The 16,433-nt window shown below is 77.7% G+C and carries 8 protein-coding genes and 1 pseudogene; 1 reads left to right on the top strand and 8 read right to left on the bottom strand.

Annotated features, from left to right (window positions below):
• Nucleotides 1-31: 31 nt before the first annotated feature.
• The 4 genes from ACZ5NJ_RS26520 to ACZ5NJ_RS26505 all read right to left on the bottom strand — a co-directional run bounded on the left by ACZ5NJ_RS26520 (nucleotide 32) and on the right by ACZ5NJ_RS26505 (nucleotide 6,027).
• A complete protein-coding gene (locus ACZ5NJ_RS26520; protein ID WP_468767787.1) occupies nucleotides 32-268 on the bottom strand; it encodes a response regulator transcription factor in 237 nt (78 codons plus the stop codon).
• Between the two features lie 194 nt (nucleotides 269-462).
• On the bottom strand, nucleotides 463-2,421 hold the full coding sequence (locus ACZ5NJ_RS26515; protein WP_468767785.1) for a SpoIIE family protein phosphatase: 1,959 nt from the start codon (nucleotides 2,419-2,421) through the stop codon (nucleotides 463-465).
• A gap of 163 nt (nucleotides 2,422-2,584) precedes the next feature.
• On the bottom strand, nucleotides 2,585-4,792 hold the full coding sequence (locus ACZ5NJ_RS26510) for an acyltransferase domain-containing protein (protein ID WP_468767783.1): 2,208 nt from the start codon (nucleotides 4,790-4,792) through the stop codon (nucleotides 2,585-2,587).
• 473 nt (nucleotides 4,793-5,265) lie between these two features.
• Entirely contained in the window at nucleotides 5,266-6,027 is a 762-nt protein-coding gene (locus tag ACZ5NJ_RS26505) for a TioE family transcriptional regulator (RefSeq protein WP_468767781.1), read from the bottom strand.
• Nucleotides 6,028-6,096: 69 nt separating this feature from the next.
• Here ACZ5NJ_RS26505 and ACZ5NJ_RS26500 point away from each other — a divergent pair, with 69 nt between their 5' ends.
• Nucleotides 6,097-7,320, top strand: a complete 1,224-nt coding sequence (locus ACZ5NJ_RS26500; RefSeq protein ID WP_468767780.1) for an erythromycin esterase family protein — start codon at nucleotides 6,097-6,099, stop codon at nucleotides 7,318-7,320.
• A gap of 472 nt (nucleotides 7,321-7,792) precedes the next feature.
• On the opposite strand, the pseudogene ACZ5NJ_RS26495 reads toward ACZ5NJ_RS26500, so the two are convergent.
• From ACZ5NJ_RS26495 to ACZ5NJ_RS26480, 4 genes and pseudogenes are all read right to left on the bottom strand, one after another.
• Nucleotides 7,793-9,052, bottom strand: a pseudogene (locus ACZ5NJ_RS26495) (DUF6777 domain-containing protein); the annotation flags it as partial.
• Nucleotides 9,053-9,299: 247 nt separating this feature from the next.
• A complete protein-coding gene (locus ACZ5NJ_RS26490) occupies nucleotides 9,300-11,459 on the bottom strand; it encodes a hypothetical protein (RefSeq protein ID WP_468767778.1) in 2,160 nt (719 codons plus the stop codon).
• Nucleotides 11,459-15,241 carry a DUF5682 family protein gene (locus ACZ5NJ_RS26485; RefSeq protein ID WP_468767776.1) on the bottom strand — a complete coding sequence of 1,261 codons (3,783 nt, stop codon included), beginning with the start codon at nucleotides 15,239-15,241 and terminating at the stop codon, nucleotides 11,459-11,461. Before ACZ5NJ_RS26485 ends, ACZ5NJ_RS26490 begins: the two co-directional genes overlap by 1 nt.
• Nucleotides 15,238-16,392 (bottom strand): ATP-binding protein, encoded by a 1,155-nt coding sequence (locus ACZ5NJ_RS26480; RefSeq protein ID WP_468767775.1) that lies wholly within the window; start codon nucleotides 16,390-16,392, stop codon nucleotides 15,238-15,240. The genes ACZ5NJ_RS26485 and ACZ5NJ_RS26480 overlap by 4 nt, the downstream gene beginning before the upstream one ends.
• Nucleotides 16,393-16,433 lie beyond the last annotated feature (41 nt).

The following is a 16,433-nucleotide window of genomic DNA, read 5'->3' as shown; positions in this document are numbered from 1 at the left end:
GGGCCGGGGGGCCCGGGGGCCGGTGACCCCGTCAGAGCCCCATCGAGATGGCGAGGCGGGTCAGCTCCGCCGTGGTGTTGACGCCGAACTTGGCGCGGATGCGGCGCAGGTAGGCGTCGACCGTGTGCTTGGAGAGACCCATGTTGCGGGCGGCCTGCAGGTAGGTGCACCCGGCGGCGATGTGGCGCAGCGCCTCCTGCTCACGCGGGGCCAGAGAGGACGAGGTCGAGGGGGCTTCGACGTGCTCCATGACGAGGGTGAGGCTCATGGGATTTCCTCCGCCGTGTCGGCTCGGTCATCGCTGCTGCTCACACCCTTGGAAGCAGAGGGACATGTATCGGAATGTCGCTGTATGTCCCTGTTAAAGAGCTTGCGGGCGGCACTTCATGGAGTTGTCCGTCGACTGTCACAGGCGCGTCACAGGGAACCGCAACGCGGAACCCGGCACCCCGCCCCCGTCCCTCAGAACCCCACGAGGGACTGCTCGGCCCAGATGGTCTTGCCCGTGGGCGCGTGCCGGGTGCCCCAGCGCTGCGCCAGCTGCGCCACCAGCAGCAGGCCCCGCCCGCCCTCGTCGAAGGTCCGGGCGCGCCGCATGTGCGGGGCGGTACTGCTCGCGTCGGAGACCTCGCAGATCAGCGTGTCGTTCTCGTGGATCAGCCGCAGCTGGATGGGCGGCGCGCCGTACCGGATGGCGTTGGTGACCAGCTCGCTCACCACCAGCTCCGCCACGAACGAGGCCTCGTCCAGGTCCCACGCCGACAGCTGGTCCGTGGTGTACCGGCGGGCGTCGGCCACGACCGAGGGATCGGACGGCAGGTCCCAGACCACCACCTTGTCGGCGTGCAGGGCGCGGGTCCGGGCGACCAGCAGGGCCACGTCGTCCTCGGGACGGTGGGTCAGCAGGGCCGACAGCACCCGGTCGCAGACCGTGTCCAGACTCGACGCGGGCCGCGTCAGGGCGGTGAACAGGCTGTCCAGGGCCTCGTCGAGGTCGTGCTCGCGGGCCTGGAGCAGACCGTCGGTGTAGAGGGCGAGGAGGCTGCCCTCGGGCAGGTCGACCTCGACCGTCTCGAACGGCAGGCCCCCCAGGCCCAGCGGCGGCCCCGCCGGCACGTCGAGCAGGTACACCGAGCCCTCCGGGGACACCACGGCCGGCGGCGGGTGACCGGCCCGGGCCACGGTGCACCGGCGGGTGACCGGGTCGTAGACCACGTACAGGCAGGTCGTGCCGATGCCCCCGGCCGATTCCTCCGGCACGTCCGGGTCGGCCTCGTCGGCGGACAGGTGGATGATCAGGTCGTCGAGGTGGGTGAGCAGCTCGTCGGGCGGCAGGTCCACGTCCGCCAGGGTGCGCACGGCGGTCCGCAGCCGGCCCATGGTCGCGGACGCGCGGATGCCGTGGCCGACGACGTCCCCCACGACCAGCGCCACGCGCGCCCCGGACAGCGGGATCACGTCGAACCAGTCGCCGCCCACACCGGCCTCGCCGCCGGCCGGCAGATAGCGGGAGGCGATCTCCAGCGCCCCCTGCTGGGGCAGCGTGTGCGGGAGGAGGCTGCGCTGGAGCGTCATGGTGGTGGTGTGCTCGCGGTGCTCCCGGGCGGGGACGTGCCGCTGCCCGGCCTCCTCGGCCGGCCGGGCCGTGAACTCCTCCGCCAGCCGCAGGTGCTCGGGGTGCGGAGGGCCCTCGGCCCCGCTGCGGTCGTGCGCGGCCAGGCACACCGCCCGCACCCGGCCCTCCCGGTCGCGCAGCGGGGCCAGCGAGGTCTCCCAGCCCTGACCCGGGCCCTCACCCGACCGGGGGACGAAGGCGGTCAGCTCCTGGGGCTCGCCGGTCTCCACGACCAGGCGCATCCTGCGCTCCGTCTCCTCGCTCACCGGGTCGGGGGCGATCTCCGGCAGGCGCAGCCCGCGCATCTGCTCCTCCGAGAGGGAGAGCGTCCGCTGCATGCCGGTGTTCGCCCGCAGCAGCCGCAGGTCCGCGTCGAAGACCGCCAGGAAGCAGGGGGACTGGGCGAACGCCCACTCGTCCAGCGGCGCGTCCCACGGCTGGCCGGCCGGCCCCGGCACGGCGGACAGCACGGTCCACTTCACGCTCCCGCCCGAGGACGTCCACCGGTGCGCGAGCAGCGCCACCTCCACGCGCCGGCCGTCGCGGTGCCGCAGCGCCACCGTGCCGCTCCACCGCTCCTGGCCCGGCCCGATGCCCTGCCCGGCCGTCCCGGACTCCGCCAGCAGCCGGGCGGCGGGCTGCCCCACGACCTCGGAGGGCGCGTAGCCGAGGAGCCGGCGGGCGTCCTCGCCCCACTCGGTCACGACCCCGTCTTCACCGATCGTGGCCGTGGCGGTGTACGCCGCCCCGCCCGAGGTGCCCGTCCGCTGCGGCCGGTCACCGGGAAAGGTGGGAAGTTGCGCCATCGCCGCTCATCTCGCCCTCGCTAGTCCGGCCAGGGTGCTCCACTGACAAGCATGATCCGGCGGGGCGGGGAGCACCAACGCAGTGCTCCGTCCGCCGTCTCACGGATCCGGCGCGGGGCCGAGCCGCAGCCCCCGCTGCGGTCGGCCTGGACGGCGGCCTCCTTCAGGGGAAGACCTCGGGGAAGAGTCCACCACGGGGGCCGGCCGGGGTGGGGGCCGGGAGGGCGGTGGTGAGGTGGGTCAGGAGGGCCGCCTGGTGTCGGATCATCCGGAGGAGCTCGTACATGTCGGCGGCCACCGCCGGCCCTGCGGGCGGTACGGGCGGGGGCGCGGCCGGCCCCGCCGGGGGCAGGTCCGGCAGTCGGCGCTCCTCGGCGGGGACCAGGCCCCGCGGGTCGACCGGGACGCCCAGGACAGCGAGCCGGGCCAGGGTCCGGACGAAGGCGCGGCTGTCGCCGCCCGCCGGATCGTCGGCGGCGAAGAGGTGCACGTCGTCGCGGTGGTAGAGGGTGCGGCGGACCGGGGTGAGCAGCGAGCCGCCGCCGTTCACCTGGAGGAAGACGCGGGCCCCCGCCCCGTAGGCGGTGCGGACGGCGTCACCGAAGCGGACCGGCGCGCCGGCGTGCCGGGCCCACAGCTCCCGCAGCCCGGCGGGGTCCGCGCAGGGCTCCCCGTCCACCGACGAGACGAACGGCAGCACGGGGGCGGAGATCCGCAGCCCGGCGAGGACCGCGCGCACCCCCTTCTCCGCCGGGGCCAGCAGCGGGGAGTGGAAGGCCCCCGCCGTCTCCAGCGCCGCCGTGACCACCCCGGCCCCGGCGCAGGCCCGCCGCAGGGCCGTGAGGCCCTCCGCGGTGCCGCTGACCACGATCTGCCGCTGCTCGTTGAAGCAGGCGAGCCACACGCCGTCGATGCCCTCGACCAGGCGCCGGCAGGTCTCCTCGTCCGTCTGCACGGCGACCAGCCCGCCGGGCGGGCCGCTCTCCGGGGCCTGCCGCAGGGCCTGCCGCAGGGCCGCACCCCGCCCGGCCAGCAGGCGTACGGTGTCCTCCCCGGTCAGCGCCCCGGCCGCGGCGGCCGCCGCGAACTCCCCGACGCTGTGGCCGAGCGCGAGGTCCGGGGTGACGCCGCAGTCGGCCAGGAGGCGGGTGGCGGCGAGCTGGACGGCCCCGAGCAGCGGCTGGCACACCTCGGTGGCGGAGAGCCGCCCCCCGTCGGCGGCCCCGGAGGCCGTCCCGTACAGCAGGGCGGCCGTGTCCGGTCCGGCCACGGCGCCCAGGGCGTCGAGGGCCGTCCGGAACCCGGCGTACCCCTCGTAGAGCTCCCGCATGATGCCCGGCCGCAGGCTGCCCTGGCCGGGGTAGAGGAGGGCGATGCGGCGCTGCGCCGGCGGCAGCGGGGCCTCGGCGGCGAAGGCGTCGTCGCCGAGGTCGCCCCGGGCGCCGTCCTCCAGCTGCCGCAGGGCCCGGCGCAGCCGCGCGGTGAACTCCTCCGTACCGGCGGCCACGATCGCGAGCCGCGCCTTCAGCGGCGCCCGCCCGCCCAGCGTGTGGGCCAGCGCCCCGACCGTCGGCCGGTCCGCCGGGTCCAGGGCGTCGAGGGCGTCGAGCACGTCCGCGGCGTGCCGCTCCAGCATCCGCACGCTCCCCGCCGAGAGGAGGACCAGCCGGGGCGACCGGTGCGCCGCGCCGCCGGCGACCGGTGCGGGCGGTTGCTCCGGCACCCCGCGGACCGTGGACCCGCCGAAGCCGAACGAGCCGACGGCGGCCCGGCGCGGGCCGTCCCCGTCCCTCCACGGCCGGGCCGTCCCGGCGAACCGCAGCCCGGCCGCGGCGACCCCGAGGTCCGGGTACGGGGCGGTGTGCGGCTGCGGCACGATCGTCGCGTGGTGGACCACCAGAGCCGCCTTGATCAGGCCCAGGCCCACCGAGGACGGGGCGCCCCCCGCGTCCTCGCAGGCCCGGCACATGGCGCGCAACCGGCCCTCGGCGGAGCGGATGCCCCTCGCCACGGCGTGGACCCGGTCACCGGCGGCGAGCGCGTCGGCGAGGGGCCGCAGGACGACCGTGCCGGCGCCCTCGACGAGGACGAAGCCGTCGGCCTCCTCGCCGAACGGGCGGCACACCCCGGCCGCGGAGAGCGTGCGCAGCCGGGAGAAGCCGATCAGGCGGTCCGGCGTCAGGTTGCGGCAGACCCCGCCGACGACGGCGATCCGGCAGGTGCCCCGCTCCAGCTGGGCGACCGCCTGGTCCAGGGCGACCAGCGAGCGGTCCACTCCGTAGGGGAAGGCGACCTGGTCGGTGTACGCGGCGCAGGTGTCGCGGCCGCCCGGGAAGCGGCAGCCGAGTCCGGTGATGGCGATGTCGGTCATGACGGTCTTCCTTCGTCTTCCGTGTGGACGGGCGGACGGGTGGGGCACCGGCCGGCCGGCGGGGGAGGGGCCGGCGGACGCGGCGGAGGGCGCGGCGCCGCCCGCGCCTGGGCGAGGGGCCAGGGCGTCCACCAGTTCCAGGCGAACTGGAGGAGGGAGACCCGCGAGGCGCCGAAGCCGAACGGGGTGAACGCCGGCAGGGCGCCGGCGGTGGTGACGACGCCGCGAGCAGGACCGGCATGGCCGCGCCGCCGTCCCGGCCGCGCAGCCGCGCCGCACCGGCGGACGCGGACCAATACGAGGAAGTCGAGCGCGGCGAGGAGCCCGAGTCGGGGACGGCGGGTCACGCGGTCCCCCGCGCGATGGAACATGATGCCTCCGGTCCGGACGGGTGCTCCCGCACCCGTGGGTGCCGGAGCGGTGGCTTTCCACCGTGCCCGGGGGAGGGACGGGGCCGTAGCCCCGGCTGTTCGTTACTTGACAGCCTCCCGGAGGTACGCCTCCAGCTCCGCGGCCCCCGCCAGCAGGGCCCGGCCGCGGGCCGACAGCCGGGCGCGCCAGTCGCCCAGCGCCGCCTCCAGCGGCTCCACCCCGCCCGCCGTCCGCACCCGCTCGACCAACGGGGCGATCCGGTCCAGCGGGTAGCCGCCCCGGCGCAGCTGGTGCGCCAGCCGGGCGTCCCGTATGGCGGCCGCGTCGTAGACGCGGTACCCGGTCAGCGGGTCGCGGCGCGGGCGCAGCAGCCCGGCGGCCTCCCACTTGCGCAGGGTCGCGGGCCGCACCCCGAGCTCGCGGGCCAGCGGTCCGATGAACCGCCCGCCGGGTCCGCCGGGTCCGTCCGGCCCGCCCCGTCCCGTGCCCTCCTCCGCCGGCGCACCGGGTGCGGGAGCCAGGTCGCGCAGGGCCCGCTCCACGGCTTCGAGCGTCCGCCGGTCCTCCAGCAACTGCGCGTGGCTCTGGTCGATCAGCCGGAAGGCCTCGTCGGCGGCGCCCCGGTTCACCGCCCGCATCACGGCCGTCGCCGTCGCGTGGCCGTGCCCGGGAACCAGCGCCAGGAACGCGGCCAGGGCGAGGGCGTGCCCCGGGGTGTAGACGCGGTAGCCGTGCGCGCCGCGCGCGGCGGCCGGGAGGACCCCGGCCTCCTCGTAGTTCCTGACCGCCTGCGTGGACAGCCCGTGCGCCCGCGCCAGGTCGACCGGCCTGAGCTTCCGGGCCGTTTGAAGGTTTTCTCCCACGCGGCCCACGATATCCGGGCGATCTGCGGCCAGAGTTTCCACCGAAGGTTCAACGATAGCGTGGAAGCCATGGCAACCGACATCAAGGACACCGTCCACGCGGTCGAGGCCGCCCCCCTCCTGGAGCTGCTCGGAACCCGGCCCCGGGTCCTCGCCCTGGGGGAGCCCACCCACGGCGAGGACGCCCTCCTGGCACTGCGCAACGCACTCTTCCGCCGCCTCGTCGAGGACGAGGGCTACCGGACGGTCGCGATCGAAAGCGACTGCCTGCGCGGCCTGGTCGTCGACGAGTACCTCGCCACGGGCGAGGGCACCCTCGACGCGGTCATGGAGCGGGGCTTCAGCCACGGGCTGGGCGCCTCCGCCGCCAACCGCGAACTCGTGCGCTGGATGCGGGCGTACAACGCCGGCCGGCCCGCCGCCGACCGGCTCCGCTTCGCCGGCCTCGACGGCCCGCTGGAGATGACCGCGGCCGAGAGCCCCCGGCAGGCCCTCACCGCCCTCCACGCCCGGCTCGCGGCGTCGGTCGACCCGTCACTGCTGCCCTGCGGCGCCGACACCCTCGACCGCCTGCTGGGCCCCGACCGACCCTGGACCGACGAGGGCGTGATGTGGGACCCGGCGCTGTCCGTGGGCCGCTCCGCCGAGGCCCGGGAGCTGCGGCTGCTCGCCGCCGACCTGGTGGAACTGCTCGACGAGCAGACCCCGCTGCTGATCGACGGCACGTCGAGGGAGGAGTGGGACCGGACACGGCTGTACGGGCGCACCGCCACCGGCCTGCTGCACTACCACCACTGGACGGCGGACGCCTCGCCCTCCCGCTGGGCCCGGCTCTCGGGCGTACGCGACCGGATGATGGCCGACAACCTCCTCGCCCTCGCCGAACGGGGCCCGGTCCTGGTCTTCGCGCACAACGCGCACCTCCAGCGGGAGCGGAGCTCGATGCGCATGGGCGGGGAGCGGCTGGAGTGGTGGAGCGCCGGTGCGCTGGTGAGCGCCCGACTCGGCGCGGAGTACGCCTTCGTGCCCACCGCCCTCGGCACCATCCGGCACCGCGGGGTGGACGCACCGCCGCCGGACAGCGTCGAGGGGCTCCTGTACGCCCTCCCGCAGTACCGCTGTCTCGTCGACGCCCGCCGGCTGGCCGCCGCCCTCGACGGCACGCCGCCGGCCCCGCGCCCCTCCTCCTGGTTCGGCTACGCCCCGCTCGACCCCGCCCACCTGGCCGCGAGCGACGGGCTCGTGTTCGTCAGGGACCTCCCGCCGGAACCGGGGCTCCGACGGGAGGTCTGACGGCCTGACGGGCGGGTCAGTACCCGGGCTGCTGGTTCTGGTTCTGGTTCTGCTGGTTGTTCTGGTTGTTCTGGTTCTGGTTCTGGTCGGGGGCGGGCGGTTCGGCGGGCCGCTGGGTCGGACGCGGTGCCTCGGTCGGGGGAGCGGGGGCCTCGGTCTGCGGGTGTTCGGTGACGGGCGCCCGGGTGACCGGCGGCGGGGTGACCGGTGCCTGGGTGGGGACCGGAGCCTGAGGCGTCGCGGGCTTCTCCGTGACGGGCGGCGGGGTGGGCGCCGGCTGGGTGGCCGTCCGCGGGGCGACCGGGGTCTCGGTCGGCTTCGGGGCCACCGGAGCCGGGGCCGTCGGCGTCGGTGTGGCCGACGGCTTCTCGGTCGCGGTGGGGGTCGGCGTCGGCGCCGGGGTCACGGCCGGGGTCTCGCTGGCCGGCGAGGGGGCCGTGGGCGTCGGCGTGGCCGGGGTCGCGGTCCCCGTCGACGTGGGTCCGGTCGGCGTGCCCGTGGGGGTCTGCGTGGGCGTCTTCGCGCCCGGGGTCTGTGTCGCGGGGGACTGGGTGGACGGAGGCGTGGTGCCCGGCGACTTCGTCCCGGGGGACTGCGTCGACGGCGGCCTGGTCCCCGGGCTCTGCGTGCCGGGGCTCTGCGTGCCCGGCGTGTGGGTTCCCGGCGTGTGGGTTCCCGGCGTCTGCGTGCCCGGCGTCTGCGTACCCGGCGTCTGCGTACCCGGCGGGTACGTCCACGGGGGCCGTGTCGTCGGCGGGGGCGGCGGGGTCGTCGGCCAGTGCCGGGGCGGTGGCGGGGCCGGCCGGTCGTGGTGGACCTGGTCACCGGTGTACCGGTGGACCCACTGCTTGTCCTTCGGGTCGTAGATGACGAAGACGTTGATCACCGTCGTCGAGCGGTTGACGACCACGACGTTCTGCGGCTGGTACCCCGGCCAGCCGGGCCCCTTCGGCCGCGGGGTGCCCTGCTGCGGGACGACCCGGCTCAGCGGGTTGCCGCAGGCGCAGCGCACCTTCGGCTCCCCGTACTTGTCCACCAGCACGGCCGTGCCCGCCTGGAGCACGGACTGGTAGCTGGTGGCGACGCCGTTCCGGTAGCCGTGGTTGGTGACACGGGTGTCCGAACGCAGCTGGACGGGTGTCAGCGAGCGCAGGTAGCCGGGGACGGCGGACTCCTGGACGCCCACTACCGAGGCGAAGGCACGGTTCCGGGCCGGGTCGGCCGACAGGTAGCGGACCTGCTTCTCCACGTCGCAGCTGGCGGTGTTGCGGCTGCCTCCGTAGAGGCCGGGCTCCGAGCCCGCCACGCTGGAGATGTTGTCCTTCTTCACGGGAGCGGTGGCGGGCGCGGCCGCCGGCAGGGCGGAGGTCGTGTTCGCCGTCGACGGCGTGTAGGGGTCCAGCCCCGTGTCGTCCGTGGGCTGGAGGATGACCTCGCCGGCCGACGCCGTCTGGCCGCCCGGGCGGCCGAGGACGACGGCCAGGACCACGGCGACGACGACGGCGGCGGTGATCGCCGCGATCCGGGGCACCGACCGCCACCAGGGGCGGTGGCCGTCCCCGCCGGACGGCGGCTTCGGCCCGCCCGGGCCGGGACCGCCGGGGCCCGACGGAGGGCCGCCTCCGCCCGAGGGCGGGGGCGGCGGCGGACCCGCCTGGTCACCGGACGGGCGGCCCGAGAGGGGGCCGGAGGGCGGGCCGGTGGGACGCTCTGACAGCGGTTCGGAACTCACATTCCCCTCCCACCGGTCGGGCGCAGGAAGGTGAAACCCCGGATGCTTGCATGTTTTATGCAATTTCATCCGACTTTCACACCGTTAGCGCCCATTGTGTGCTCCGGCCCCGTGGGATCCGCAAGCCGAATGGCCCACGTCTTCTCCTCCGCCGCCGCCGGGAGGTGCCCCCGGGTGCCGTTCACCGGCACGTCGGCGCGGTGCGGCACCGGACGACGCGGTCCGGGCCGCACCCGGAGGAGGCCGCCTACGCCCAGGACGCGGCGACCAGGGACCGCCGCGCCGCCGTGAGGTGTGCCGACGCCGCCAGCCAGGCCCACGCGTAGCCGTCGGCCGTGGGGTCGGTGAGCCGGCCGAAGACGTCCCGGGGCCGCCGGTCCGCCTCGGCGACCAGGGCCGCGGCCAGTTCGGCCGCCGCCGTGAAGCCGGCCCGGCGCAACGGCCCGTACCCCGCCGCGGGCTCGGGTGACCGCGCCGACTCCGCCACCGCGCGCCGGCCGCCCGCGACCCCCGCCTCCAGCAGCCTGCCCACCCGCCACAGCGGCGAGTCGGCCAGCGGGTCCGGACCCGGCTCGACGGGGCCCGCCGCCGGGGCCGGCGCCCCGTCCGTGACGTGGCCGCCCTGGAGGCGGTCGTAGCCGAGGTCGGCCCGGTCCCGCCACTCGGACGGCAGCCGCAGCGTGTACGCGGCCCCCGGCACCGGCCCCACCGCGAGCGGCCGCAGCGTGGCCGCCCGGTCCGGGTCGGGACGGCCCACGACCCGGACCGCCAGCCCCGGCCAGCCGGCCAGGCGGCGCAGGTTGGCGGTGTGCGCCAGCTCCGGGTGCGGGTGCGCCGGGCGCAGCCGGAGCAGCGGCGCGTCCGCCCGTACCGTGCCGTCGGGGGACAGCTCCCGTACGAGGACGTGGTCGCCGGCCGCGCCCTCGACCCGGACCGCGCAGCCCAGCAGGCCCGGCTCGGCGTCCTGCGCGAGCAGCTCGGCGACGGCGTCGGCCGCCGGGCGGGCGAACAGGGCGGCGAGCGGCTCCCCGTCCCAGGAGACACCCGGCACGGGCGTGGCCCGCACCCCGCGCCCGGCGCCGAGCCGCCCGTCGGCGGACACCGTCGCCCCGGTGATGCGCAGCCCCCCGCGGGCGAGCCCGGCATGGTCGAGGACGCCGCCGCCGAGGGCCACGGAGGCGGCCCCGGCGCCCCGGGCGCGGGCGAGCCCGCCGGGGCGTACGTCCGACAGCGAGTAGGGGACCCCGTCCGCGCCGAGCAGGTGGGTGACCACGCCCCCGTAGCCGGTCGCGGTCAGCACGGGTTCCCGGCACACGCCGTGGACGCGGAGACTGCCGCCGGAGGCGTAGGCCCGGCGACCGCTCCCGGTCAGCCCGGGACCGCCCCTACCGGCCGCGAGCAGCGCGGCGGTGCGCAGCAGCACCTCGAAGGCGGCGGCCAGGTCGGCCAGCCGCTGGCCGGCCCCGCGCTCGCGCGCCGCCCGCAGCCCCCGCACCACCCGCAGGGCGGCGGCCTCGGCGGTGGGCAGCCCGGCGACGCGGGCGGTGTGCGCGGCCCGCAGCAACTCCGCCTGCACCACGGCACCCCCGGCAGCCACCCCGGCGGCCAGGGCCTCGGCCCCGACCCCCCACAACGCGACCCCGGCCCGCACCTGCCCGGCCGTGGCCCGGGGTCCACCCCCGCCCCCGGGGAGCACCGTGCCGGCCCCGCCGGTGGCCGCGCCCCCGTCCCGCCCGGTCCCGGCTGCGGCGCCGCCCGGGGGCGTGGCGGCCGCCGCGTCTGCGGTGGTGTCCCCGGCGCGGCCGGGGCCGCCACCGGCGGTCCCGGCTCCGGGTGCGTTCGGCGTTGTGGTTCCGCTCGGGGCGCCGGTTCCCCCGGCGGGGCCGTCCCCTCCGGTGCGCGCGCCGTCGGCGGCGCCCCCGTCGGCGGCATCGCTGCCGTCGGCGGGGTCTGCGTCGGGGTCCGGGCGGAGCCCGGGGAACGGGGGAAGGGCGGGGTGGGGACCGGCCCCGCAGGGCAGCGGTCCGGCTTCGTCGGGCCCCGGCAAGGCGGCCGCAGCGGCGGCGGTGGCCGAAGCCCCGTCGGCCTCCCCTTCGCCCGGCCAGGGCCCCGCGTCCGCCACCGGCGACGCCGTCAGGGCCGCCGCGCGGTGCAGGCAGCGCGGGGCCAGGAGGCAACTGCACACGGCCTGGGCGGCCTCCGCCACGACCCCAGAGGGCCCCGGCCGCAGCGTGACCACCGCGTCCTCGCCGAACCGGAGGCTGACGCTCCCGTCCGCCCCGGCCACCGCCCCCTCCCCACAGCCCTCCACGGCCGCGTCCAGCTTCTTGCGCAGCCGGGCACTCAGGTCCTCCACGGCCTGCGCCGTCACCTCGGCGGCGACGGGCGGCAACAGCGGGCTGGTCATCAGGGCTCCCCACGGAGTCGGTCGCCCACCCAGCGGGCGAGGGCGAGAGGGCTGAGTGCGGCCACCGGCATCCCGGCCGCGACGAGCTGACGCGCCACCGGAACCGAGTACCGGGGCGCGCCGGAGTCGTCGAGGGCGGCGCAGCCCAGCAGGTGGGCGCCGGACGCGGCCAGCGCGCGGACCTCCGAGAGCAGGCCCCCTACCGGGGCGCCCTCCTCGAAGTCGCTGACCACGACGACCAGCGTGCGGCTCGGCACGGTGATCAGGGTGCGGGCGTGCGCGAGGCCCGCCGCGATGTGCGTGCCGCCGCCGACCCGGACCTCCAGCAGCAGCGAGAGCGGGTCGGCGACCCGGCCGGTCAGGTCCACGACCTGGGTGGAGAAGGCCAGGAAGTGCGTGGACAGGGTCGGGACCCCGCCCAGCACCGCGGCCGTCAGCGCCGACCAGACCACCGACGCCTCCATCGAGCCGGAGACGTCCACCACCAGGACCAGCCGCCAGTCCGCCTCGCGGGACGCGCGGGTGGCGAACACCGGCCGCTCCGGGACCACGACGACGCGGCCGTCGTCGAGACGCCGGGTGTGCGCCAGGTTGGCCCGCAGGGTGCGCGCCAGGTCGAGCCGGCCGCCGGGGCGGCGGGTCGGGCGCGGGGTGGACAGCCCCGACAGGGCCGGACGCATCCGCTGGGCCAGCTGCGCCCGCAGCTCGTCGACCAGCCGCTTCACCAGCGGCCGCAGCCGCGCGAGCTGCTGCTCGGGCATGCCGCCGGCCAGCGAGAGCACGGAGGTCAGGAGCTCCACGGAGGGCCGTACGGACGCGGGGTCGAGCTGGGCCAGCACGTCGGTGCGGCCCGCGCCCGCCGCGTCGGCGAGCACCTCCTCGCGCACGTCGGCGCCGAACAGCGACTCCAGCTCCTCCGACCACTCACGGGCCGTCGGAAAGGACGGCCCGTCCCCGCCGCCGGTACCGGTCCGGCCTATGTCCTCGGAGCCCTCCCCGCGCCCCGCGCCGTACAGCTCGTCGAGGGCCCGGGCGTAACGGTGCGCCCCGGCCGGCAGCCGGTCACGCTGCCGCCCCAGCAGCAGCCGCCACCGGTCGGCGGCCGCCCACCGCCGCCCCCCGCCCCCCGCCGGCGACGAAGCCGCCCCGCCGCCGGCCGCCCCGCCCGGCACCGCCGTTTCGGCCGCCCCGCCCGGGGCCTGCCCCGCGGGCGGGTGGGGCGTCGCCGAGGTGGCCGATCCCGGGGGACCGGTCGTCTCGGCCGGACGCGTGGGCAGGGGCAGCCCCTTGAGCGCGGCCAGGCCGGCCGCGTCGGCGGCGGCCCAGAGGGCGAGCAGGGCGGCCGGTGCGTCCAGCGTGAGGTCGAGCCGGTCGCCGAGCCGTTCGGTGACCGTGTCCAGCAGCCGGTCCCGCGCGGCCGGGGCCAGCACGTCGAACCCGGCGCGCAGCGCGGGCAGCCGCTCCAGGAACGCCTCGTCGGCCAGCCCGTCCACCCGGTCCAGCAGCGGGGTCAGCGCGGCGGGCGAGGTCTCCAGCAGCGGCCCGGCGGCGGTGAGCAGCCCGGCGAGGCGACGGGCCAGCGCGCGCCGGCCGTCCGCCGTGACGGCCCCGTCCACCCAGGCGGCGGCGCGGGCCCCGAGCCCGGCAGCCGGATCCAGGTCCAGCAGCACCCGTACGGCCTGCGCGGCGCCCCGCATCAACGGACTCCCGGCCTCCGCCAGTTCCGCCAGGGCGGCGTCCATCCGCAGCCCCAGCCGGCGGACCGAAGCCCGGTCGGCGAGGGCCACCAGGGCGGCCGCGTCCGCGGGGTCGTCACTGCCCGCGAGGCCGGGCAGCGACCGTACGGCGGTGTCCAGCAGATCACCGACCAGCGCCTCGGCGGCGGCCCGCGCCGCGGCGGAGGCGCCGGGCAGGTGGCCGCGCCGCAGCCCCTCCAACAGGTCGACGGCCTCCAGGAGCTCCGCCACCCCGGCCGTCTCCGGCAGTACGGCGGCCGCCTCCACCAGTCGTACGTCGACCAGCTCGGGCAGGTCGCAGCGTGCGGCGGCGGCCAGGCCGGCCAGTACCTGCGCGGCCGTCGGGCCGCCCTCGGCGGCCTCGCGGCGTGCGATGTCGCGCAGCGTACCCGCGGCCGCCTGGGCGGCGGTGACGCCGCGGACCCCCGCCAGGTCCAGGCGGGCCGGGACCGAAGGGGTCCAGGACAGCCGCCACTTGCTCCCCAGCGCGGTGCCGTCGCCGGTGGCGGCCACCCCCACCGGCTCCCCGTACGAGGCCCCGCACACCAGCAGACGCCGGAGCAGCACCTCACGGCGCCCGTCCAGCTCGGAGCGCAGGGGGTCGAGGCGCACCTCGCGGGAGGCCGGGTCCTCCGGGGACGGCAGCCGCAGGGCCGCCAACTCCGCCTCCACGGAAGGGCCGAGCCCGGAGCGCGGGGCGTGCGGGGTGGTCCGGCCGCGGCCCGTGCCGACGAACACGGCCTCCAGGGCGCGGGCCAGCGCCCGCCCCCGGCCGAGCGGTTCGCCCTGCCCGAGCACCGTGGTGACGGCCTCCAGGAGCTCACCCCGGCCCGGCGCGGGCAGCCCGCGCAGCACCGCCAGGTCGCAGGCGAGCCGCAGGGTCTCGGCGGCCTCCCCGGTCCCCGCGGTGTGCCCGGCCCGGCGCAGCTCCCGGCACAGCCCGGTGACGGCCGCCGAGGCCGCCTCCCGCAGCCGCACCGGATCCCCGCCCGCCTCGAAGACGGCCTGCTGCCACAAGGGGTCCCGGATCCCGGCGGGGTAGCCGGAGCGGGAGTCGAGCAGATCATGGGAATACGCGACGAACGAGGTCACGACCCCGTCCCCCTGCGCGCCACCCCCTGCCACCACACCGGCCCCGGCCTCCGTTCCGGCCCCGGCCTCCGACCCGGCCACGACGCCGCCCCCGGCCAGGGCGTCGGCCCCGGCTCCGGGCGTGCCCGTGCCCTCGGGGGCCTCCCCCGCCCGGGCCTCGGCGTCGCCGTCGCGCGGGCCCGGTGGCGGGTCGGCCGGCAGGAGGGCCGGGGCGTGGAAGGCGCCGATGACCGCCGCCACCCGGCGGCCGCCCTCGGCGGCCTCCGTGAGGACCCGGCGCATGTGGGACTCCCGGGCCAGGTCCGTCGCCGGGACGGCCCCCGCGTCCGCGCGCAGGGCCCACCCGACGCCGAGCGCCGCGCGGCGGACGGCCTCCGGGGAGCAGCCCGGGGCCAGGACCTCGACGGCCCGGTCCCACATGTCGTCCCCGTCACGCCCCGACCCGGACGCGGCGAGCGCGTCCGCGTAGGCCCGCCGCCGCACGGCCCCGGACCCTGCCGTGTCCGTGTCCGTGCCCGGGCCGTGTGCGTCGGCCGTCGGGGCCGGGCCGTCGGCGGGGCCCGCCGCCGGTGGCGGCGGAGCGGCGGCCGGGGACCAGGCCGGGTGGGACAGGGGGAGGTCGCAGCAGCGGACCTCCACACCGCGGGTGCGGGCCCAGCGGACCGCCGCCAGTTCCGGGGAGAAGTCCGCGAACGGGTAGAACGCCAGCCGGCCCCCGTGCCCCAGGCCCGCCAACGCCACCGGGGCGACCGTCTCCGGGTCGGCCAGGTGCGTCAGCCACGGCTCGAAGTCGGCCGGCAGCTCCACGCAGACCACCTCGGGGTCCGCGGCGTCCAGCAGCGCCGGCACCACCGCCGCCAGGGCGGGACTGTGGTGCCGTACCCCCAGCAGGTACGGCACGCGCGAGGAGGCCAGGGCCTCCACGGCCTCCCGTGGTTCAGCGGTGAGCGTCAACGCAGGCTCCCGCGCAGGTCCCAGAGCCGGCGCCACATCGCCGAGCCGTCCTCGGCCCGGCGGCGCACCGGGCCGTCCCAGTAGCCCAGCAGCCGGCCGTGATCCGCCGGGTCGTCCTTGCGCACGACGCCCAGCAGATGGCCCGGCAGCAGGTCCAGCACGTCACCGCCCGGCAGGTACGCGGCCGCGACCCCCAGCGAGGCCGCCACCTGCACCGCCTCCGCCGTGGACATGACCGTCCCCGGCCGCTCCACGTCCCAGCCCTCCGCGCTGCGCCCCGAGCGCAGGTCCCGGAAGACGGTGACGAGCGCGTCGAGGACGCTGTCGTCCACCCCGAACGCCGCCCCGGCCCGCTCCACCGCGGCCACGGCCTGCCGGCGGATCAGCGCGGCCTCCGCGTCCGGGTCCGCGATCGGGCCGACCGTCTCGAAGTTGAAGCGACGCTTGAGCGCCGCCGACATCTCCGAGACGCCCCGGTCCCGCAGGTTGGCGGTGGCGATGACCGTGAAACCGGGAGCCGCCGAGACCACCGAGTCCTCGGTCGCCGTCAGCTCCGGCACGCTCACCCGCCGGTCGGACAGGATCGACACCAGCGCGTCCTGCACCTCGGGCAGGCAGCGGGTGATCTCCTCGACCCGCACCACCCGCCCCGCGCGCATCGCCGCGAGCACGGGGGAGTCGACCAGGGCCTGCCGGGTCGGCCCCTGGGCGAGGAGCAGCGCGTAGTTCCAGCCGTACCGGAAGGCGTCCTCGGTGGTGCCCGCCGTGCCCTGCACCGTCAGCGCGCTGGTGCCGCACACGGCGGCGGACAGCAGCTCGGACAGCATCGACTTCGCGGTGCCCGGCTCACCCGTGAGCAGCAGGCCGCGCTCCCCGGCCAGGGTCACCACGCACCGCTCCACCAGGGCGCGTTCGCCGACGAACTTCGGCGCGATCACCAGCTTCGACGGCAGTCCGGCGCGCCGTTTCGGCAGGGCCAGCTCCTCGCCCTGGCTGCCGCACACGAAGGTCACCACCGCACGCGGGGTCAGCGCCCAGCCGGGCGGACGGGGGCCGGGGTCCTGGGCGGCGAGGAAGGCGAGTTCGGTCGCGTACCGCTCCTCGGCGGGCACGACCTGCCGTGCGGGGGCGGACGGTTCGGTCACGGTCATCGGGAAGTCCTCGTGTTCCGGAGGGAGATGGAGAAGGGGGG

This window comes from Streptomyces sp. NPDC032091, assembly GCF_055580265.1.
This window is presented reverse-complemented; position numbering and strand designations above follow the sequence as displayed.